The sequence below is a fragment of the Nitrosomonas limosa genome, from assembly GCF_054188085.1.
Window position 1 is genome coordinate 2,859,182 of sequence record NZ_CM135180.1, and the last position, 21,727, is coordinate 2,880,908.

Here is a 21,727-nt window from a genome sequence, read left to right on the forward strand (position 1 = left end):
AGTTTTGGATCTGCTGTTTTGATTGGTTATGAAGAGGTTCTGGGAATCGTAGTTTTTTGCACTCGATTACAACAGAACCTCTTAATTTTTGTAGTGCACGATTGGTTAAATCGACGTGAAAGCGTTAATAGCGCATGAGGTTATCGTTTAAATGTGGGAAAATTTTTTGAACGCGATAGCGTTGATGTTAATTATCGAAGGGATGCTGCCATTTTTGTCGCCACAAGCGTGGCGGGAAGCTTTCAAAAGATTGATCGAAACCAACGACAATCAGATACGGTTTATCGGTTTGACTTCCATGATGGTCGGCGTAATGCTGCTTCTTATCTTCAGTTGAATGGTTGTTCAATTCTATCTTTGATAGCTAACAATTTTTAATATATGCGTAATTGGTTACTTCCGGAATATGTCGAAGATATATTGCCCGTAGAAGCGTTGCAAATCGAAAGTATGCGCCGGCAGATTATTGATTTGCTGAGGGTGCATGGTTATCAGCAAGTGATTCCGCCGATGCTGGAATATATTGAATCATTGTTGACCGGCAGCGGCAGCGATATGGATTTACGCATGTTCAAAGTCATCGACCAATTGAGCGGCCGGATGATGGGGTTACGTGCTGACATGACGCCGCAGGTTGCACGAATCGATGCACACTTATTGAATTGCGAAGGCGTCACTCGGCTATGCTATGTCAATAGCGTGTTGCATACAGTGCCTTCCGCTATCACCAAAACGCGCGAGCCACTGCAAATTGGTGCGGAATTGTATGGTCATGCCGGTCTCGAAAGCGATCTGGAAGTACAGCGGTTGATGCTGCAATGTTTGTCAGTCGCGGGTGTTAACCAGATTCATTTGGATCTTGGCCATGTCGCGGTTTTTCGCAGCATCATCAAAGGTGCGGGCATCTCGCAACAACTCGAATCCGAGCTATACACCGTATTGCAGGCAAAAGATATTACGACATTGAGTGAATTGTGCGGGCAACTGCCGGCGCATACCCGTGAGGCGTTATTGTTACTACCCGAATTGTATGGGGATGAAAAAGTATTAGCTGATGCGTTCAATTGCTTGCCGGATTATCCCGAAGTCAGATCGGCGCTTAACGAATTATCGGCGGTCGCAGCAGCGTTGCGTGCATTTGTTGATACGATCGCGTTCGATTTGGCAGATCTGCGCGGTTATCACTATCATACCGGGATGGTCTTTGCCGCGTATGCGCAAGGTTGCTCGAATGCAATTGCTTTGGGAGGACGCTATGATGAAATCGGTAAAGCTTTTGGCCGGGCTCGCCCCGCAACTGGTTTTAGCATGGATCTCAGGGAACTGGCGAGATTGGTAAAACCGGCAATCTACCCGAAAGCCATCCGCGCGCCATATCCGCTGAAAAATCCAGCGCTTGAAAACAAAATTGCACAATTGCGACAATCAGGTGAAATTGTCATCGTCGAATTACCAGGACAGCCGAATGAATCACAGATTTGCGATCGGCAATTGGTCTGGCATGACGATCAATGGATCGTTAAAGGGATATAATTTCCGGAAAACAGAATTTTTTAGAGATAACAACTATGACAAGAAATGTTGTCGTCATCGGGACGCAATGGGGAGATGAAGGGAAAGGCAAGATCGTCGACTGGCTGACTAATCATGCGCAAGGCGTGGTGCGCTTCCAGGGGGGGCATAACGCCGGTCACACCTTGGTTATCGGCAATAAGAAAACTGTGCTGCATCTGATTCCTTCCGGCATTCTGCGTGACAACGTGGTGTGTTACATCGGTAACGGCGTGGTGATTTCGCCGGAAGCGTTACTCAATGAAATCGACATGCTTGAGAATAACGGTATTGACGTCAGTGGCCGCTTGCGTATCAGCGAGGCGTGTCCGTTGATTTTACCGTGCCATATTGCGCTGGATAACGCTCGCGAAACCGCTCGAGGAATTGGAAAAATTGGCACGACCGGGCGCGGTATCGGTCCGGCGTACGAAGATAAAGTCGCGCGGCGAGCGGTACGGTTGCAGGATTTGTTTCATCGTGACCGCTTTGCTGCAAAATTAGGCGAAATTCTCGATTATCACAATTTTGTGCTGAAAAATTACTTTCATGCGCCCGTGATTGATTTTCAGAAAACGATGGACGAAGCATTAGTGCTTGCCGCACGGATTAAACCGATGGTTGCCGATGTGCCGCGACTGCTGTATGAAGCGCACAAAGCTGGCAATAATCTGCTGTTCGAAGGCGCGCAAGGTGCGCTGCTCGATGTCGATCACGGCACTTACCCGTTTGTAACTTCCAGTAATTGCGTGGCTGGGGCAGCGGCGCCGGGTAGCGGCGTCGGTCCGCAAATGCTGCATTACGTGCTAGGCATTACCAAAGCTTATACAACGCGAGTCGGATCGGGGCCCTTTCCGACCGAACTGGATGACGAAGTTGGCAAACATTTGGCGGCCCGCGGGCACGAGTTCGGTTCCACAACCGGTCGTCCGCGCCGCTGCGGCTGGTTTGATGCGGTAGCGCTGAAGCGTTCGATCCAGATCAACGGTGTGACCGGATTGTGCATTACCAAGCTGGACGTATTGGACGGTGTCGAGAGTCTTAATTTGGGAATTGGTTACCGGTTGAGCGATGGCAAGCAAAGCGATATTTTGCCGGTCGGGGCGGATGATCTTGATCACTGCGAACCCATCTATGAAGAAATACCGGGTTGGTCGGAAAATACTGCCGGTATCAGGGAATTCTCTCAATTGCCGAAAGCTGCGCAGAATTATTTACGGCGCCTCGAAGAAGTCTGCGAAATTCCGATCGACATGATATCTACCGGTCCGGATCGCGAAGACACGATCCTGCTTCGCCACCCGTTTAATTAATCTTCAGGACGACTGACCGGAATTAATCATGGGTTCCGCCGCGTCGGTACGGATTGTGAGCTGGCAACACGAAGCATCTGCATTACGCACGATTCGCACGGCGGTATTTATTCAAGAACAACAAGTTCCCGAAGCATTGGAATGGGATGAGTTCGACGCTGTCAGTGTCCATGCGCTGGCCTTCAATGCCGCCGGACAACCGGTCGGGACGGCGAGACTGATACCGGACGGACGCATCGGACGCATGGCGGTACTCAAACAATGGCGCGGACAAGGATTCGGGGCGGCATTGTTGCAAGCGCTTTTGCAAGAATTGCAGCAACGGCGGCAAAAGAAAGCGATGCTGAATGCGCAAACTTACGCAGTACCGTTCTATCAAAAATTCGGTTTTAACGTCTGCAGTGAAGTATTCATGGAAGCTGGCATACCGCATGTCAAAATGGAATTGCGGCTGCTGTGAAAATGCAGCGAGCGTCTACTTCACCTCGGAATTTCCCCATTCACTGGCCAAAGCATCGGTAGCTTGTTTCCATTGATCGGTTGCCTGTTGGGCAGCCATCCTGGCGCGCTCTGATCGTATCTTTGCAGCTTCGGCTTCTTGTTCGGCTTCCGCCAGTTTTTGTTTTGCAGTGTTTACTTTTCTTTGGGCGAGTGCCGCGTCTTTTGCCAGAGCATCCGCGGATTTTTTTGCATCCATCATTTTTTCATACGCGATACTGGCATTTTTCTGCAACAACTCGATGGTATCCGCTTGTGCCGGCAATATCCAAGCACTCAGCAACAATAGCAACGTGCAGCCAGTACAGCGGAAATGGTTGCGGGGGAATGGTTGTGTGTGACGGTTCATGTTCATCATCGCCTATGAGTTTGAAAACTGGTTGAGTTGCTTGTCAGCGTTTGAGTTAGGGTAAAATCAGTATAGCAAAAAGCTATTGTTCAGTGTTTATCTAACATTTAGGGAAGAGAAATGCCAAAGTTATTTTTTTTCAGAGCCATCATGATCGCTTTCAGTGCCGGGTTAAGTTTATTTGCAGCGCCGGTGCTGGCGAGCTGCGAGGGTTGCTTGTGTCCGGGGGATCCCTGCAACTTGTGTCCGTTACCGGCGATGGAAAGCGATCCGCCTAAAGCAAATGAACCAGAGATATGCGCTCGCATCCGCGCGCGTGTTCCGCCAACTTCAGCGCAACCCGGATCCAATGAATATTTTCCCAGCCTGGATCAGTCAATTGCGGTTTGTGTCAATGAAGGCGGTGATGTGATACGTAACCGGTTGCGCAATAACCCGGAGTTTCCGTCGCGCTATTACTGCAAACCGCCGGCAGTGATCAAGAAACAGTGAGAATGGTGGAAAATAGCCGCAGGAAAACGTCAACCGACTTCAATATACGTTAATCCGCTTTGCACCAATCCGGTCAAATTGATGTTTTCCGCGTTGATAACGCTTTCCGCGGCCAGCACGGTTAATCCGCCAATTGAGAGGTCGCCTTCGTCAAGCATTTCAACATAAGGAGATTTTTCGCTGTCGGTCGGAAGTTCGCCAAACAGGTTGTGCCACAGCAGGGTGACAATTTTGTCGTGATCGGTCAGCCGGGTAGCGTCGATCGCGAATTTTGCCAGTTGCTCATAACTTAATCCTTCATCGGCTTTGTCCAGTCCGATGCCGACGTAACCGGTGTTGTTGACGAAGGTTGCGCCGAACACCGCACCGATCAGTTTGGCCACTTCTCCTGCATTTCCGTCGAGGTCGAGCGCCAATAGCTGATCGTCAAATTTTACCCGTTCGATATTAACGAGGCTATCTTCGTTGCCCGGGCTGGTATTTACCTTGGCGGTGTAACCGCTGGCATTTTTGCTCAGCGTGACCTGGTTACGCGGGGCTTCGATCCGAACTGTATCGATACCGGTGCTACCATCCAAATTGTTGCGACTGTTGTTGCCGATCAGGATATCGTCACCTTGTCCGCCGATGGCATTTTCAATAGTCACTTTGTCGGCGATCCATACATTCGGGATCGGCGAGCCGACATTGATGCCGTTGGCCTGTACAAAGACCGATTGCCCGATTAACGATGGGCGGGTGGCATTCAGATCGATCAAACTTGGCAGGGAACCGGCATAGTGAATCGAATCGGATGCGCCGCCTGCATCCCAGATGGTTTGATGGTATGTGTGAGCATCGTCGAACAGGTAAGTGTCATTACCTACGTGGTAGTTATTATTGGGACTGTAGAGGTATTGGATCGCAGCAATATCCAGCACCATCGGCGTCGTCGGATGAAAAGAAAAACCGTTGCCTTCATCACCATCCAGATTGGCGTAGGTATAACTCATGATGGTATGGATGGTGTTATCCAAATCGGGCGGCAATGTGGCTTCCGAAGGATCGTCAGGGTCTGCAAACGGGTGTTTCAACCCCAGTGCGTGACCAAGCTCATGCATGATCGTTTCGAATGAAAGGCTACCGGGATTCCATTCTTCCTTATTGAGCTGACTTTTAGTGTTAATCCAGATATCGCCTCCAAGCGGACTGCCGCTCGGCAGGTAAGTCCATGCCAAAGTCAGCGAATCCGCTTCGATCGTATAGGCTGCACGGATGTCGCCGACGTTGCTGGGGGATTCGCCGACTTGGGTAAAATTCAATTTGATAACATTCGCCCATTGTTGCAAAGCAAGGGTGAAATTGCTCTGATCGGTACTGGATAGAGGAGCAAATGTGCTTCTCCACGGTTCACCATCACCGGATACAGCGCCGTAGCCGTTGGAATACGTAGACCAAAATGAAGTGCTGTTGCTGGTTGGGAAGCTGTAGGAGATGGTGGAACTCAACCAGCGCACGCCATTCAATAACGCATCAATCGAGTTGACGCCGGACAGGCTGCGGTTAATGGCGCCACTGGAAAATAAGGGTGTTGGCATAGATAAAAAAGTATATGCAGTTGCACATCAATTTTTTTATTGTAACCGATCCGGAAATTATAAGCTGCTGAGATCTTATCCAGCGTAACAGAGAAATTATTGAAGGAGTTTAATGAGTTAGGGGAAAGCAAAGCGCACTGAATGTTTTGCCGGTGTTCCTTAAAAGGTATTCTAAAAATGGTAAGCAGAAATTAAAATAAATAGCTTATTCAATACTTTCTTCTTCGCACTCTACCGAAAAGCGGTAGCCCGTACCGCGCACGGTTTGCACCAGATTTTCTTTGCCAACTTTCTCCAGAATCTTGCGTAACCGGCGGATATGAACGTCGACCGTGCGATCCTCGATAAACACATGATCGCCCCATACGCGATCGAGCAATTGTGCGCGAGTATGCACTCGTTCTTTATACGCCATGAGGAAATGCAATAACCGGAACTCAGTCGGTCCGAGCGAAATTTCTGTCATTCTTGAAGGATCTTCATTCGCAGCAGCATGGACACGGTGTGTCACCGGATCGAGTTTTAAGCCGGCGATTTCGATGATTTCATCCGACATTTCCGGCAACCGGCGGCGCAACACTGCCTTGATACGTGCAAGCAATTCGCGTGGCGAAAACGGTTTGGTGACATAATCATCAGCGCCAGCATCCAATCCGGCGATTTTGTCGCTTTCCTGCACACGCGCCGTGAGCATGATGATCGGAATCGCTTTGGTGCGATCCTCGCGCCGTAATTTCTTGGCAAATTCCAGTCCGCTCGTATCCGGCAGCATCCAATCGAGCAAAACCAGATCCGGCAAAACATTATTGACCATTTTTTTGGCTTGCTCGGCATCGCTTGCGCAGAGCACGATATGCCCAGCCTTCTTGAGGTTCAGCGCGATTAATTCCTGGATTGCAAGTTCATCTTCAACTACGAGTATGGTGACAGCCATCAACGACTCCCTGTTGACCACAGTTTTATGATGCTGTAATCATATAAAGAATGCGTTACATATTTATGACAATATGATGAAGGAAATATTATTTGTCACGGATGACGAAGCGAGCCGGCGATGGCATGTGTCGAGCGGGCTTCTAAAAGATTTTTTGTGTTTACTGAGCGCGATTTTGAATGGGATTCATCCCGGCATAATACCCATTCAGGTCAATCGGCATTCAAACACCCACGATATCGCCATCGCCGCTCAAGTCGATGCGATGCGCGGCTGGGTCGTGAGGCAGTCCTGGCATGGTGACGATATCGCCGGTCATGACCAGCAAATACCCCGCACCGGCAGCGATGCGCACCGATTCGACCGGCAACGGGAATGCTTCGGGGTGGCCAACTTTTGCGGGATCGCTGCTGAGCGATAAATGAGTTTTGGCGATACACACTGGCAGCCGGTCGAAACCCAGCGTGCGGATTCGCTCGAGGTCTTTCTTTGCCGTCCGGCTGAACTCGACTTCACTGGCGCCATAGATGGTACTGGCAACGGCGGCGATTTTATCTTCGGGCGAAGCATTTAGATCGTACAAGTAGCGCACGGGCGGCTGCGGCCGGGTAGTTGCGGCGATTACTGCATGCGCCAGCGCTTCAGCGCCGGAACCGCCGTCGGTGAAGCCGGTGAAAAGTGCGGTACTTAATCCTAGCTTGGTACAGTACTGTTCGATGATACTGAGTTCGTTGTCGGTGTCGCCCTTGAAGCGATTGATGGCGATGACCGGTTCAAAGCCGAAAGCCCGCACGCTTTGCACGTGATGTTCCAAATGCGCCAGTCCGCGTTCGATTGCTTCGGTGCTGACGGAGTGGGTCGGATCGCCGCCGCCATGAACCCGCAGTGCGCGTGCGGTGACAACCAACACCACCGCGCTCGGCCATAACCTGGAACTGCGACATTTCAGATCGAAAAATTTTTCCGCGCCCAGATCGAAACCGAAACCCGCTTCTGTCACCACCCAGTCGGCACAAGCCGCGGCAGCTTTGGTGGCGATCACGCTATTGCAACCATGCGCGATGTTGCCGAAAGGGCCGCCGTGCACAAAAGCCGGTACGCCTTCGGTGGTTTGCACCAGATTCGGCAGTATCGCGTCGTGCAGCAAAGCCGCCATCGCACCGGTTGCCTGCAGGCTTTGCGCTGTCACCGGATTGCCGGAACGATCGAACCCGACCAGGATACGCCCCAATCGCGCTTTGAGATCGACGAGATCTTCGGCCAGACAGAGAATCGCCATGACCTCGGAAGCCGCGGTAATATCGAACCCGGTTTCGCGCGGCACGCCGTTGAGCCGCCCACCCAATCCGATCACCGCTTGCCGTAGCGATCGGTCGTTCATGTCCAGTACACGGCGCCAGAAAATCTGACGATGTTCCAGATCCAAACCACTGCGGAAATGCACGGCATTATCGAGCAACGCGGCAAGCAGATTATGTGCCGCGCCGACGGCGTGCAGGTCGCCGGTGAAATGCATGTTGATACGCGTCGACGGTTCAAGCTGACAACGCCCGCCGCCGGCACCGCCGCCCTTAATGCCAAAAACCGGGCCAAGCGATGGTTCGCGCAATGCCAGCGCAACGGACTGACCGATACGTGCCAAACCTTGGGCCAGCCCGATAGAAACCGTCGTTTTTCCTTCACCGGTACGCGTCGGATTAATCGCCGAAACCAAGATAATTTTGCCTTTCGGTTGAGCATTCTTTTGAGGCAAAGCACTCAACCGCAGTTTCGCCATGTGCTCACCGAACAGCATCAGCTTATCCGGTGCTAAATTAAGCTTTGCGGCGATATTCAATATAGGTTGCATATAAGAAACTCTAGATTAAGCAGCTGAAGATAGAACTAGGTTTTGGTAAGTTGAATGGAGAATTTTACAAACTGAAAAATATTGAAAGCTATTTTCTACAAAATTTTCTTGAATCTGCAGCGTAATTATCCGCAAAAAATTCTTAGCTTTGTACCTGATGCCTAATGCTCCGACGTGGCGTCAGCGACTGGCTGGAGTTAATTGTTAGATTTCTCTTTAGCTTTGTAAAAATCAACCGGGCTACCATTGAATCCGCTACACCGAACATAAAACTGCAAACACAATGGGGAGGGTGTTAGATCCGCAGTAGCTTCATCGGGATGAAAACCGCCACCTAGCCCAAGTAATCCACTAGACCTCATTTTGTCCATTTCCCGGTCAATTCTATGTAGATCATCGCTATCACAGATTTTGAATATAGCTTCTTTACTTACAGATAGATCTTCAGAGTAAATAAATCCCTGCTTTGAAACAAATATATGTGAGTTTTTGCAAGAATAAACAATGATTTTAACCTGCAAGATTGTGAGCTGACTTAAGATATCTATAAAAATATGATTGCTATCATCCGGGTGCTCACTGCATGAAGAAGCTAGCAATCCAGCCCAAGCATCCTGTAATTCACTGGAATCGGCGAAAGAGCCATTTTCGATTATCTTCCAAGCTAGTAATGGATGAATAGATTTACCTTCTATGCCTCCATTGGCGTCAACTAACTTTTCAGCTCTCTTTCCAATTTCAGTAGCATTATTTGCGCGCCAAACTTTTACTTTATCCTGAAAATATAAGCCGATTTCTTCTGCTACAGGCATACAAATTTTGCCAAGGAAAGCACCAAGACCATCTACGGATTTTTCTATTGCTTTACTAACGGGTTGAAGTCCTAACAGGTCTCTATCATCAATCAAAATACTCTCCTAATTACCTGTCAACGCATCACGATGATAGCTCAAATGCTTACCGACAAACGTGCTGATAAAGTAACCTGTAAGGCGGAAGCCCGTCAGGGTGTTCAGCCGTTTTTAACATTAGGCTTATATTTATGCTTTTGGCGGAACGCTTTACCAGACTTCCACCCTACGAACTACTAAGCATGCGCAGAAATAACACGTTCAACAACATTTTCCGGTAACGATATGCAAGTAAAAGCAGTGGCCGGGAATAAATAATCTTCTCCCGATTCATCAATCACACGAATCTGCCCATGCTTCTCCGCATCGGCATCGGGCAGTACTTCGTACAGTTTGCGGGTTTCTAGCGATACTTCATAGCCGCGATTGTCAATGCAAATTGCAAATTGATGTTTACTCATGATGTTATATCCCTATAACGTTTGATTTTGAATTCACGCTTGCCGATACCGGCCGCTTCATACCAATGAATCTCGGCTTCCCGGATTGATCCGTCATGCAAGCGCACCATCGCATAACCTTTGCGTTTGCGCCAATTACCCGGACCATGAATTTTTCGAAGCCGGTTTATCTCCCGGATACCGGAACCGCGAGCAATTGTTTCGGAGTATTTGATTTCGCCGATAATTTCAAAGTCCATGCGAAATTCTAGCATAACGAACTAAAGCTACTCAGTTGTTTATTGGCATAAATGTAATTAAATGCATGCTAACCAAGCTGCTCTCGATGATAGTTCAAATGCTCACCAACAAACGTGCTGATAAAGTAATAACTGTGATCGTAGCCTTGATGATAACGCAGCGTCAGCGGTTGATCGGCGTCGCCGCAGGCTTGTTCCAGTGCTTCGGGGAAGAGTTGTGTGGTTAGGAATTGATCGTTGAATCCCTGATCGACGAGTAGATCGGGGACGCGGTGTCCGGCTTGGAGCAATGCGGTGGTGTCGTATGGTTGCCAGTCTTGCTGGTTTTCGCCGAGGTAGTTGCTGAATGCTTTCTGTCCCCACGGGCAGCGCATCGGGGCGCAAATTGGTGCGAATGCCGAGACCGAGCGGTAAATTTCTGGATAGCGTAGGGCCAGCGTTAACGCACCATGACCACCCATCGAATGACCGAAAATACCGATGCGGTTGGGATCTGCGGGAAAATGTTGCACGATGATGTCGCGCAATTCCTGCGTCACGTAGCTTTCCATGCGGTAATGTCGCGCCCACGGTTCGGTGGTGGCGTCGAGGTAAAATCCCGCACCGGCGCCGAAATCCCAGGCGTCGGTTTCTCCGGGAATGCCGGTTTGGCGCGGGCTGGTGTCCATCGTGACCAGCATCAAGCCGAGTTCAGCGGCGTAGCGCTGCGCGCCGGCTTTGATCATGAAGGTTTCTTCGGTGCAGGTCAGTCCGGCGAGGAAGAACAGTACCGGAACGCGTTGCTGTTCCGCTTGCGGCGGTTGATACACCGAGAAGCGCATCGGCAGACCGATGACGGTGGACCGATGCTGGTAATAGCCTTGGATTCCGCCAAAGCAGTGGTGCAGGCTGCGGGTTTCGAGTGTCGTCACGATCAGTAAATCACCACGGAGCGGATCGATTCACCGGCTTTCATCAGGCGGAAGCCTTCGTTGATGTTGTCCAGCGTCAGCGTGTGCGTGATCAGCGAGTCGATGTCGATTTTGCCTTCCATGTACCAGTCGACGATTTTCGGCACATCGGTGCGGCCGCGCGCGCCGCCGAACGCGGAGCCTTCCCATTTGCGTCCGGTGACGAGCTGGAACGGCCGCGTGCTGATTTCCGCACCGGCTTCTGCAACGCCGATGATGATGCTGCGCCCCCAGCCTTTGTGCGTGCATTCGAGCGCCTGGCGCATCACTTTGGTGCTGCCGATGCATTCGAAGCTGTAATCCGCGCCGCCATCGGTCAGTTGCACCACGGCGTCGACGATGTTGGGCACGTCGTTCGGGTTGATGAAATGCGTCATGCCGAATTTGCGCGCCATCGCTTCGCGTTCGGGGTTGATGTCGATGCCGATGATTTTGTCCGCGCCGACCATGCGTGCGCCTTGAATCACGTTCAAGCCGATGCCGCCCAGACCGAACACCGCAACATTCGCACCGGCTTCGACTTTGGCGGTGTAGATCACCGCGCCGATGCCGGTGGTGACGCCGCAGCCGATATAACACACTTTATCGAACGGCGCATCCTGGCGGATCTTCGCCAGTGCGATTTCGGGCACGACGGTGTAATTCGAGAACGTCGACGTGCCCATATAATGAAACAGCGGCTTGCCGCCGATGGAAAAACGCGATGAGCTGTCGGGCATCAGGCCTTTGCCTTGGGTGCTGCGGATGGCCTGGCATAAATTGGTTTTTTTCGACAAGCAGAACTTACACTCGCGGCATTCCGGCGTGTACAGCGGAATGACGTGATCGCCCTTACGCAGCGATTTGACGTTGGGACCGACATCGACCACCACGCCCGCGCCTTCATGACCGAGAATCGCCGGAAACAAACCTTCGGGGTCGGCGCCCGACAGCGTGTAGTAATCGGTATGGCAAATGCCAGTGGCTTTGATTTCAACCAGCACTTCGCCGGATTTCGGGCCTTCCAGATCAATTTCTTCGATGGTCAACGGTTCGCCTGCTTTCCAGGCGACAGCAGCTTTTGTTTTCATGAGGGATTCCTGTTCAAAATTTGATGGTTTGGTGTAAATGCTTGAGCAAACCTTGGCTGGCTTCTTCCACCATGTTGAGGACCAGCTCGAAGCCTTGATGGCCGCCGAAGTAGGGGTCCGGCACTTCGGTATCGCCGTCGTAGCTCTCGCCAAAGGTCATGAATAACTGGATTTTGCCGTGATGGTGGCGTTGACTGCGCTGCTGCAACAGCCGCAGATTTTCCTTATCCATCGCCAGGATATAATCGAATTCGTCAAAATCGCGCGATTCCACCGCTCTCGCGCGCAAATCGTCCATTTTGTAGCCGCGCTTCAATGCGGTGTGCTGCGAGCGTTCATCCGGCGGATTGCCGATATGGTAGGCATGCGTTCCCGCCGAATCGACTTCGATCAGATGATCCACGCCCGCGGCTTTGACATGATGACGGAACACCGCATCGGCGGTCGGTGAACGGCAGATATTGCCCATGCAGACAAACAGTACTTTGATTTTCTTTTGAGTATTCATGAGTGTTTCTTAGTGGCAGCGATTATTAATGGCAATGGGTGGTATTTTACACGGCTATGAACGCAAGAACAGTGCACAGCCGCTGAATACCATCTGCAACAATAATAAGCAAGCGTGATAGAATCCGCGCTTCATTTATCCTTAATCATTATGAATTTCTCTGCTATTACCGCACTCTCGCCATTGGATGGGCGTTATCACAGCAAAGTTGAGTCACTGCGGCCGTATTTCAGCGAGTTTGCATTGATCCGTTATCGTGTGCAAGTCGAAATTGCCTGGCTGAAAGCGCTCAGCGCCGAACCTGCGATTACCGAAGTGCCGCCTTTCTCGACAGAAACCCATGAACGCCTGGATGAGCTACTCGCAAATTTTTCGGTGACAGATGGTGAAGCCGTCAAGGCGATTGAAGCCATTACCAATCACGACGTGAAAGCGGTCGAATATTGGCTGAAACAAACGCTCAGCGATAATGCGGAAGTCACGAACGTAGCCGAATTCATTCACTTTGCCTGTACTTCGGAAGATATCAACAATCTGTCGCATGGATTGATGCTCAAAACCAGCTTGCAGCAGGTGATGCTGCCGGCATTGACCGCGATTATTGCTAAACTGATCGAGTTGGCGCAGCAATTGGCGGAAATACCCATGCTTGCGCGCACGCACGGACAGCCGGCGTCGCCGACGACGCTTGGAAAGGAAATGGCGAATTTCGCCTATCGGCTGCAACGCGCGAAGAAACAACTCGAAGCGGCCGCCATTCTGGGCAAGATCAATGGCGCTATCGGCAATTACAATGCGCATTTATCCGCTTACCCGCATTTGGATTGGGAAAAGTTCGCGCAATCGTTTGTGGAACAATTGGGATTGGAATTCAATCCGTATACCACGCAAATCGAACCGCATGACACCATGGCCGAGCTGTTTGATGCTTATGCCAGAATCAATACCATTTTGCTCGACCTGAATCGCGATATTTGGGGCTATATCTCGCTTGGTTATTTCAAGCAAAAAACCAAAGAAAACGAAGTGGGCTCTTCAACCATGCCGCACAAAGTCAACCCGATCGACTTTGAAAATTCCGAAGGCAACCTCGGCATTGCGAACGCCCTGTTGCGTCATTTGAGCGAGAAGTTGCCGGTTTCGCGCTGGCAGCGGGATTTAACCGATTCAACGGTGTTGCGCAATATGGGCGTTGCATTAGGTCACACCTTGCTGGCATACGATTCCTGCATCAAGGGTTTGAATAAACTGGATGTCAACATTGTGCAGATCCTGGAGGATCTGGATAACACCTGGGAAATTTTGGCCGAGCCGATTCAAACGGTCATGCGGCGTTATGGTGTCGCTAATCCGTATGAGCAACTGAAAGCGTTAACGCGCGGCAAAAGCGGCATTACCCGGGAAACGCTGCATCAGTTTATCGCGCAAATCAATATTCCCGAAGCGGAGAAAGAACGCTTATTGGCATTGACGCCTCGCAACTATATTGGCAAAGCTAGTGAGCTGGCTGTCGCTGTGAAATCGAAATAACAGATTTTTATCTGTAACCGATTGAACTGGAATAGTTAATCTGAAAAAGTAAAAAAAGTTTTGTTTCTGGCTTGAAATTTCAAACGGTGACCCCAATATCGCTTGCACAGTTATTAGGAGGAATAATGCAAAGTCCAGAAAATCCGCAAAATGCAGAAACCAGTCAAGCAGGCGCAGCAGAAAATTTGGAGGGAATGAATATTCCCGGCGCAACCAGCGATCCCACCATTCAAACGGGTGGAATTGGTATTGCACAACCCAATCTTGAACAATTGTTGAAAGAGGCTGAGATAAAAGCCGCCGAACACCATGATGCGTGGATACGCGCGAAAGCGGAAACCGAGAATATCCGCAAACGCGCTCAAAGCGATGTTACCAATGCGCATAAATACGCGGTTGAAAATTTTTCAACCGAATTAGTTACTGTAATGGATAGCCTGGAAGCTGCGTTGGCAGTGGAAAACGCGACGGTAGAGAATTATAAAAACGGGATGGAATTGACGCAGAAGCAACTCGCCAATGTGTTTGAGAAGTTTAGTATTAAAGCGATTGATCCCAAAGGTGAGAAGTTCGATCCGCATCAGCATCAAGCCATGTGCATGGTGGATTCCGAATCGCCCCCCAATACCGTGGTTCAGGTCATGCAAAAAGGTTACAAGCTGCATGAACGAGTCATCCGCCCAGCGCTGGTATCGGTTTCTAAATCCAAAGATACTTGAATTTTTGACAGATATCTCCATTTACCAATCAATTTACAAGCAGAATTAATTTCAAAAAGGATCTAAATATGGCAAAAATTATCGGTATCGATTTAGGAACGACCAATTCTTGCGTAGCCGTGATGGAGAACGGTAAGCCCAAGGTCATTGAGAATTCGGAAGGCGCCCGGACGACCCCATCGATTGTGGCTTATACCGAGGAAGGTGAAATTCTGGTGGGCGCTTCGGCGAAACGTCAAGCAATTACCAATCCGAAAAATACTTTGTTCGCAGTCAAACGATTGATTGGACGCCGTTTTGACGAAGATATGGTGCAGCGCGACATCAAGATGGTGCCGTACAGCATTATCCGGGCGGATAACAACGATGCCTGGGTTGAAGTGCGCGGCAAGAAAATCGCGCCTCCTGAAGTGTCGGCGCAAGTATTGGTGAAAATGAAAAAAACCGCCGAGGATTATTTGGGAGAACCTGTCACCGAGGCGGTTATTACGGTGCCTGCGTATTTCAATGATTCGCAACGTCAAGCAACGAAAGATGCCGGGCGTATTGCCGGGTTGGAAGTAAAGCGGATCATTAACGAGCCGACCGCCGCTGCACTGGCTTTCGGTTTGGATAAAAAGGAAGGCGACCGCAAAATCGCGGTTTATGACCTCGGTGGCGGTACTTTTGATATTTCCATCATTGAGATTGCGGAGATTGAAGGCGAGCATCAGTTCGAAGTACTGGCAACGAATGGCGATACTTTCCTTGGCGGTGAGGATTTCGACTCACGCGTTATTGAATACCTGGTCGACGAGTTTAAGAAAGAAAACGGCATCGACCTGAAGAAGGATATGCTGGCATTGCAACGTCTGAAAGATGCGGCCGAAAAAACCAAAATTGAGTTGTCGTCCAGCCAGCAAACGGAAGTCAATTTGCCTTACATCACGGCCGATGCATCCGGACCCAAACACTTGGCGGTCAAAATAACCCGCGCGAAATTGGAAAGCCTGGTGGAAGATTTGATCGAGCGTACCGCAGGACCGTGCCGCACGGCGCTCAAGGATGCTGGTTTGAGCGCATCGGAAATTGATGACGTGATTCTGGTCGGCGGGCAGAGCCGTATGCCGAAAGTGCAAGACAAAGTGAAAGAAATTTTTGGCAAGGAACCGCGCAAAGATGTGAATCCCGATGAAGCGGTTGCTGTCGGCGCTGCCATTCAAGGCGGTGTGTTGCAAGGTGATGTAAAAGACGTGCTGTTGCTTGATGTGACGCCATTGTCCCTGGGTATTGAGACACTCGGCGGCGTGATGACCAAGCTGATTCAGAAAAACACCACGATTCCGACCAAGGCGCAGCAAGTATTTTCTACCGCAGAAGATAATCAAACGGCGGTTACGATTCATGTGCTGCAAGGTGAACGGGAAATGGCATCCGGCAATAAAAGCCTGGGTCAGTTTAATTTGAGCGACATTCCGCCATCGCCGCGTGGCATGCCGCAGATCGAGGTAACGTTTGATATCGACGCTAACGGTATTCTGCATGTGTCCGCAAAAGATAAGGCAACCGGTAAGGAAAACAAGATCAAGATCCAGGCCAGTTCCGGGTTGTCGGATCAGGAAATCGAACGCATGGTTAAAGACGCGGAAGCACATGCGGAAGAAGATCATAAGGCAATGGAGCTGGTGTCCGCCCGTAACCAGTGCGATGCCATGATTCACTCGGTCAAGAAATCTCTGAAAGAGCATGGCGATCAATTGGGCGGTGATGATAAAGCCAAAATTGAAGCAGCGTTAAAAGACGCGGAAGATGTGCTTAAGACCGATAACAAGGAAGCCATTGAAGCGAAAACACAGGCTTTGACCGAAGCTGCACATAAATTGGCCGAGAAAATGTATCAACCACACGATCAACCAGGTCAGCAAGCGCAACCCGGTGCCAATGCAGGTTCGAACCAAAGCGAGAAACCGGTCGAAGGCGAAGTTGTGGATGCGGAGTTCGAGGAAGTTAAAAACAAAAAATAATTGTTGCTGACACAACGATATCACTGCAGAGGCGCACCAAGAAAGAGAAATCTTTCTGGTGCGCGCTCTGCGTTTTAGCGTTAGAAAAAAAACATCCATAATCAAGAAACAGAACACCCTATATCTGTCACGGTAGCAGGAAATCAATATGAGTAAGCGCGACTATTATCAAGTGTTGGGCGTCAGCCGCGATGCCGACGAAGCCACGATCAAAAAAGCCTATCGCAAACTGGCAATGAAATATCACCCGGATCGCAACGCCGGTGATGTGAAATCGGAAGAAATGTTTAAAGAGGCGAAAGAAGCTTATGAAGTATTGACCGATCCGAATAAACGCGCCGCGTATGACCAATTTGGACATGCTGGCGTCGAAGGCAGTGCGGCGGGTGCCGGTGCGCAAGGTTTCAGCGATGCTTTCAGCGATATTTTCAGCGATTTATTTGGCGGGCGCGGTGGGCGTGCCAATGTGCATCGGGGCTCGGATTTGCGCTATAACCTGGAAATTTCTCTGGAGCAGGCTGCGCGCGGGACTGAAACTAAAATTCGCATTCCAACGATGGAAATATGCGATGTTTGTCATGGTAGCGGTTCCAAGCCCGGAAGTTCGCCAAAAACCTGTTCAACCTGTAACGGGCATGGCCAAGTCCGCATGCAACAAGGATTCTTCTCTATCCAGCAAACCTGTCCAAAATGCCACGGCAGCGGCAAGGTCATCACCCAGCCATGTTCCAGTTGCCACGGTGTCGGGCGGGTGAAACAGCATAAGACGCTCAATGTGAAAATTCCGGAAGGAGTCGACGATGGCGACCGGATTCGCATTTCCGGCGAGGGTGAAGCCGGCGTCAATGGCGGGCCGCCGGGGGATTTGTATGTGGTTGTGCACTTATCGGCACATTCGGTATTCCGCCGTGATGGCGATCATCTGCATTGCGAGATTCCGATTAGTTTTACTGTCGCGGCGCTCGGCGGGGAAATCGAAGTACCGACCCTGGAAGGGCACGCCAAAATCAAGGTACCGGCTGAAACGCAGACCGGTAAAATTTTCCGGTTGCGAGGTAAGGGTATCAAAGGGGTGCGCAGTCATGACAAGGGGGATTTGTTGTGTCATGTCGTGGTGGAAACGCCGGTTAAGCTGACCTCACGTCAAAAAGAACTGCTGGAAGAATTGGAAGCTATTAGCTTGAAAGACGGGTCACGTCACAGTCCTCGCGCAAAATCCTGGATGGATAAAGCGCGCGAATTTTTCTCTGAAAAATGAATCGGTTGTCCGATTAATAGTATCGGACTCCGGTAATCTAATTCGCTAATGATCTAAGCAGGGCGATTTTATCCAGTAATTTACAAAGAGTTTGCATTTCCTTCACAATTCGCGATTCCTCTTGGCCTATAGTAAAGCCTGTTAATTCAAACTATTTTTCATCTTCAACGGATGGAAATTATCAGTTAAAAAAGAGGCGATTATGGCGACGATATCATTTTTAGTGAATGGCAGAGCAACGAATAACCACAAACCAGCGGCTTGGGTGACGATCGAAGAAAACACTGACGGTTCCCTCAATTTCAAGGTTAACCAAGTGGGTGGCAGTATGGGGAGTTTACGCGGGGTGTACTTTATTATCGAGGATGACAGCATTGTGAGTGCCTTACAAGTAACCGCCATGAAACAGTTGAACCGCGCCAGCGTCATGAAATCACTGAGAAATGGAACAGACTTAGGCCTGGTGAATGGCGAAGATGCAATGGTTGTGGAAGAGGGTGCTCGTTCGAACGAATCTCATGCGAGTGCTGAAAAGGGAAGCAGTTATGCTTTTACTTTGAGCAGCAGAATCCGATCGTTGACATTGAATGATTTTTTCCACATTCATCTGGATTATTCCGTTGGTTGTAGCAGCACTGCGGATACGGTAAACGACGATGAAAGTTTTCGCTGGCTTTATTTAAGTCTTAATTGATTGATAGGGCATTGTGCGCTTAATGCGAAATCGAACGGCAGCAATTTAAACTATCCCTTGAGTTTAATGAAAGTTGCTGTTCGGTTCCGCTTTCTGCATGAGGGATTTCAAGTTACAGCATAACCAGCTTGATGGATTATTTCTTTGCCAGTAACACCATCGCACTGATAAAAGAAATCAATAGACCTAACAGCAGTGGCGCCAAAACTACGCCATCCCCGGTAACTTCGTAATAGCCAAACAGTATCAATGCAAAGGCTAATGAAACAATCACAATCATTTTATTCATTTAACGCTTCCTGTCGCAATAAATCACAATCAATCCGTTTCTTGGCAGCCCTAAGGGTATACCGGTTTGTTACTTACGATACTTGTCGTTAATGAACTGTGCCAAGCATAAACCGGCAACCAAAGCAATGATGCAATAAAAAGTAATTTCGATTAAATCCGACATTTATTTCAATTCTCCGCAACCAAGATAAGAAGTTTAATCATACTATATCCGTCAGTGGAAATTGAACGGAAAACGCTCTATCTTTTTCCGCTAGCGGATAATCAGATTTCATCTGACATAGTGATTGCGCAAGTGATGGCTTCACTTTCACTCATTTCCATGAAATCATACCGGACATTGCATTTATAACTCAGAAAGGAGTTTTACCATGAAAGCAGTCGTTCGCCTAATGCTTATATTTTTTCTGTTATTGTCGGTTTCGACGTCAACACATGCAGAAAATATCACCGCCGACATTTACTTCAATAGAGCAGGGACGAAGATCGTCAGCGGTATCGCTAATGTCGCAACCGGATGGATGGAGCTGCCGAAAAACCTTGCGATATGGAATGAGAAGGATGATCAAATTGTTATAGGCACCATTAATGGATTGCTTTGGGGCATGTTTCATACGGTCGGCCGCACGGCCAACGGTGCGATAGATTTCGCCACTTTCTGGTTGCCTACTTACCCAATTCCCGATCCAGTATTCATTTGGGAAGATTTCTGGAAAGAAACCGACTACCTTGGCTGGCGCATGGGGAGATAATTCCGAACTATTTGGAGCGGGCATTCTTAAACGCTCTTCTAATGATCTTACAATTTCCTTGAGGTTTCGCCATTCTTCGGCTAAGCTGTAATATGTTAAATTGAATTAGAGGAAATAAGTGTAACACTGTAATATTTCTAAGTTTTGTCGGGTTCAATTAAGCAAGATGTAGAGCGCTACTAATCCAATCAATAAGGAGCTGGCTATGGGGCAGTATAAAACACCGGGTGTTTACATTGTTGAAAAGAGTGCGTTTCCCAATTCCGTCGTAGAAGTCGCTACAGCTGTGCCGGCATTTATCGGGTATACGGAAAAAGCAAACAATAAGGGCAAATCTTTGTTAAACAAAGCGTGGCGAATCTCGTCCATGTCCGAATTTATTAGTTTTTTCGGCGGCCCGCCCAAAACGCAATATCAGATAGCCGAAGTTGCGGTTCCCGCCCCTGCTCCCAGTGGGAAAGATAAGGATAAAGATTCTGGTAAGGGGAGTGCTGTTGCGGCGGTAGTAACTGAATCCGATTTCTCCAGCAATGATAAAGAGTATGGTTTGACGCTGCAGGGGGCTCGCTATTTTCTTTATCACAGCATGATGCTGTTCTTTCAGAACGGCGGCGGAGCTTGTTATGTGATCTCGGTAGGAAATTACGAGCAGGAAATAGCAAAGCAAATTATTGAAAAGCCAAAACTGAGCGTAGGAATTGATATTCTGCTAAAAGAACAAGAACCAACCATGGTAGTGATTCCGGATGCGGTGTCGCTGGCCGAAGCGGATTGCATTGCGCTGCAGCAGGCGATGCTCAGCCATTGCGGGCAAGTGATGAAAAACCGTTTTGCTATTCTGGACGTGTTTGACGGTTATAAGGAAGCGCAGGATAGCGGATGTATCGAGAATTTCCGCAACGATCTCGGTACGAACAGTCTGGATTTTGCTGCGGCGTACTATCCCTGGTTGAATACCTCGATTGTGCAAACCGGCGATTTAAGCTTCGCAAATGTTTCCAACCTGGATAAACTGAAAGAATTGCTGAAAGCGGAAACTGACGGTAGTGATCTGGATGACAAGAAAAAAGGCGAAATCAACGCCAAAATTGCGGAAATTGGTGTGACGCCGAAAACCGATCAAATGTCCAGCGATGAAGATTTGCACAAAATTCTCACCGCGGTTTGCCCGCTTTACAAGAACATTATCGAAAGTATCAAGCTCAAGCTCAATTTGTTGCCGCCAAGCGCAGGCATGGCGGGTGTCTATACCATGGTGGATAATTCCCGTGGCGTGTGGAAAGCGCCCGCCAATGTCAGTCTGAACGCGGTGATTTCACCTTCTGTGGAAATCACACATGCGCAGCAGGAAGATTTGAATGTGACGACTGCCGGAAAATCGATCAATGCGATTCGCACTTTCATTGGCGAAGGTACATTGGTTTGGGGCGCGCGCACGCTCGACGGCAATAGCCTTGATTGGCGCTATATCAATGTGCGCAGAACCATGATCATGCTGGAAGAATCGATCAAGCTGGCAACCAAGGCCTATGTATTTGAACCGAATGTTTCCAATACCTGGGTTACGATCAAAAGCATGATCAGTAATTTCTTGACCAGCATCTGGAAACGGGGTGGTTTGGCTGGCGCAACACCGGACGACGCCTTTGGTGTTTATGTCGGTTTGGGCGAAACCATGACGCCGCAGGACATTCTGGATGGCATGTTGAAAGTGACCGTGCTGGTTGCATTGAGCCGCCCGGCTGAGTTTATCGAGATTACTTTCCAGCAGCAGATGCAGAAATCTTAACCTGAAAGTTAAGCTGTTACTAATGCAGTTGACGGACACGACATTTATT

At 49.3% G+C, this 21,727-nt stretch carries 23 protein-coding genes; 12 read left to right on the forward strand and 11 right to left on the reverse strand.

Going from position 1 to position 21,727, the window contains the following annotated elements; translation table 11 throughout:
* The first annotated feature begins 151 nt into the window (after positions 1–151).
* The 4 genes from ACV7NC_RS13335 to ACV7NC_RS13350 are packed head-to-tail and all read left to right on the forward strand — an operon-like array spanning position 152 to position 3,324.
* Positions 152–337 (forward strand): DUF2065 domain-containing protein, encoded by a 186-nt coding sequence (locus ACV7NC_RS13335; protein WP_292916609.1) that lies wholly within the window; start codon positions 152–154, stop codon positions 335–337.
* A 44-nt stretch (positions 338–381) separates the two neighbouring features.
* Positions 382–1,533, forward strand: coding sequence for an ATP phosphoribosyltransferase regulatory subunit (locus ACV7NC_RS13340; RefSeq protein ID WP_458153077.1), 1,152 nt, complete (start codon positions 382–384; stop codon positions 1,531–1,533).
* 35 nt (positions 1,534–1,568) lie between these two features.
* Positions 1,569–2,864 (forward strand): adenylosuccinate synthase, encoded by a 1,296-nt coding sequence (locus ACV7NC_RS13345; RefSeq protein ID WP_458153078.1) that lies wholly within the window; start codon positions 1,569–1,571, stop codon positions 2,862–2,864.
* Positions 2,865–2,892: 28 nt separating this feature from the next.
* Positions 2,893–3,324, forward strand: coding sequence for a GNAT family N-acetyltransferase (locus ACV7NC_RS13350; protein WP_458153080.1), 432 nt, complete (start codon positions 2,893–2,895; stop codon positions 3,322–3,324).
* Between the two features lie 15 nt (positions 3,325–3,339).
* Here ACV7NC_RS13350 and ACV7NC_RS13355 read toward each other — a convergent pair whose 3' ends face one another.
* A complete protein-coding gene (locus ACV7NC_RS13355; RefSeq protein WP_458153081.1) occupies positions 3,340–3,711 on the reverse strand; it encodes a hypothetical protein in 372 nt (123 codons plus the stop codon).
* A gap of 120 nt (positions 3,712–3,831) precedes the next feature.
* Between ACV7NC_RS13355 and ACV7NC_RS13360 the strand changes: the two genes are divergently transcribed.
* Entirely contained in the window at positions 3,832–4,203 is a 372-nt protein-coding gene (locus tag ACV7NC_RS13360; RefSeq protein WP_458153082.1) for a hypothetical protein, read from the forward strand.
* A 29-nt stretch (positions 4,204–4,232) separates the two neighbouring features.
* On the opposite strand, the gene ACV7NC_RS13365 is transcribed toward ACV7NC_RS13360, so the two are convergent.
* The 9 genes from ACV7NC_RS13365 to ACV7NC_RS13405 all read right to left on the reverse strand — a co-directional run bounded on the left by ACV7NC_RS13365 (position 4,233) and on the right by ACV7NC_RS13405 (position 12,642).
* Positions 4,233–5,780 (reverse strand): M10 family metallopeptidase, encoded by a 1,548-nt coding sequence (locus ACV7NC_RS13365; protein WP_458153084.1) that lies wholly within the window; start codon positions 5,778–5,780, stop codon positions 4,233–4,235.
* Between the two features lie 205 nt (positions 5,781–5,985).
* Positions 5,986–6,714 carry a phosphate regulon transcriptional regulator PhoB gene (gene phoB, locus ACV7NC_RS13370; protein WP_458153085.1) on the reverse strand — a complete coding sequence of 243 codons (729 nt, stop codon included), beginning with the start codon at positions 6,712–6,714 and terminating at the stop codon, positions 5,986–5,988.
* 223 nt (positions 6,715–6,937) lie between these two features.
* Positions 6,938–8,563 (reverse strand): formate--tetrahydrofolate ligase, encoded by a 1,626-nt coding sequence (locus ACV7NC_RS13375; RefSeq protein ID WP_458153086.1) that lies wholly within the window; start codon positions 8,561–8,563, stop codon positions 6,938–6,940.
* A 197-nt stretch (positions 8,564–8,760) separates the two neighbouring features.
* Complete coding sequence (locus ACV7NC_RS13380; RefSeq protein ID WP_458153088.1) at positions 8,761–9,471, reverse strand: Abi-alpha family protein; 711 nt, start codon at positions 9,469–9,471, stop codon at positions 8,761–8,763.
* A gap of 179 nt (positions 9,472–9,650) precedes the next feature.
* Positions 9,651–9,875, reverse strand: coding sequence for a hypothetical protein (locus ACV7NC_RS13385; RefSeq protein ID WP_458153089.1), 225 nt, complete (start codon positions 9,873–9,875; stop codon positions 9,651–9,653).
* The gene (locus ACV7NC_RS13390) at positions 9,872–10,114 is read right to left on the reverse strand and encodes a hypothetical protein (RefSeq protein WP_458153090.1); all 243 of its coding nucleotides are present in this window, start codon (positions 10,112–10,114) and stop codon (positions 9,872–9,874) included. The genes ACV7NC_RS13385 and ACV7NC_RS13390 overlap by 4 nt, the downstream gene beginning before the upstream one ends.
* 68 nt (positions 10,115–10,182) lie before the next feature.
* Entirely contained in the window at positions 10,183–11,025 is an 843-nt protein-coding gene (gene fghA, locus ACV7NC_RS13395) for an S-formylglutathione hydrolase (protein WP_458153091.1), read from the reverse strand.
* 2 nt (positions 11,026–11,027) lie between these two features.
* Complete coding sequence (locus tag ACV7NC_RS13400) at positions 11,028–12,134, reverse strand: S-(hydroxymethyl)glutathione dehydrogenase/class III alcohol dehydrogenase (RefSeq protein ID WP_458153092.1); 1,107 nt, start codon at positions 12,132–12,134, stop codon at positions 11,028–11,030.
* Between the two features lie 13 nt (positions 12,135–12,147).
* The gene (locus ACV7NC_RS13405; protein ID WP_458153094.1) at positions 12,148–12,642 is read right to left on the reverse strand and encodes a low molecular weight protein-tyrosine-phosphatase; all 495 of its coding nucleotides are present in this window, start codon (positions 12,640–12,642) and stop codon (positions 12,148–12,150) included.
* Positions 12,643–12,792: 150 nt separating this feature from the next.
* Here ACV7NC_RS13405 and purB point away from each other — a divergent pair, with 150 nt between their 5' ends.
* The 5 genes from purB to ACV7NC_RS13430 all read left to right on the forward strand — a co-directional run bounded on the left by purB (position 12,793) and on the right by ACV7NC_RS13430 (position 18,846).
* Positions 12,793–14,172, forward strand: a complete 1,380-nt coding sequence (gene purB, locus ACV7NC_RS13410) for an adenylosuccinate lyase (RefSeq protein WP_458153095.1) — start codon at positions 12,793–12,795, stop codon at positions 14,170–14,172.
* Between the two features lie 125 nt (positions 14,173–14,297).
* On the forward strand, positions 14,298–14,891 hold the full coding sequence (gene grpE, locus ACV7NC_RS13415; protein WP_458153096.1) for a nucleotide exchange factor GrpE: 594 nt from the start codon (positions 14,298–14,300) through the stop codon (positions 14,889–14,891).
* 68 nt (positions 14,892–14,959) lie between these two features.
* Positions 14,960–16,894 carry a molecular chaperone DnaK gene (gene dnaK / locus ACV7NC_RS13420; protein WP_458153097.1) on the forward strand — a complete coding sequence of 645 codons (1,935 nt, stop codon included), beginning with the start codon at positions 14,960–14,962 and terminating at the stop codon, positions 16,892–16,894.
* Positions 16,895–17,042: 148 nt separating this feature from the next.
* Positions 17,043–18,152: a molecular chaperone DnaJ gene (dnaJ, locus tag ACV7NC_RS13425; RefSeq protein WP_458153098.1), complete on the forward strand. Its 1,110-nt coding sequence runs from the start codon at positions 17,043–17,045 to the stop codon at positions 18,150–18,152.
* 202 nt (positions 18,153–18,354) lie between these two features.
* Positions 18,355–18,846, forward strand: coding sequence for a hypothetical protein (locus tag ACV7NC_RS13430; protein ID WP_458153099.1), 492 nt, complete (start codon positions 18,355–18,357; stop codon positions 18,844–18,846).
* 136 nt (positions 18,847–18,982) lie between these two features.
* Here ACV7NC_RS13430 and ACV7NC_RS13435 read toward each other — a convergent pair whose 3' ends face one another.
* Entirely contained in the window at positions 18,983–19,135 is a 153-nt protein-coding gene (locus ACV7NC_RS13435; protein ID WP_458153100.1) for a hypothetical protein, read from the reverse strand.
* 373 nt (positions 19,136–19,508) lie between these two features.
* Between ACV7NC_RS13435 and ACV7NC_RS13440 the strand changes: the two genes are divergently transcribed.
* Positions 19,509–19,889, forward strand: coding sequence for an exosortase system-associated protein, TIGR04073 family (locus ACV7NC_RS13440; RefSeq protein WP_458153101.1), 381 nt, complete (start codon positions 19,509–19,511; stop codon positions 19,887–19,889).
* Between the two features lie 205 nt (positions 19,890–20,094).
* Positions 20,095–21,678 (forward strand): phage tail sheath family protein, encoded by a 1,584-nt coding sequence (locus ACV7NC_RS13445; protein WP_458153102.1) that lies wholly within the window; start codon positions 20,095–20,097, stop codon positions 21,676–21,678.
* Positions 21,679–21,727 lie beyond the last annotated feature (49 nt).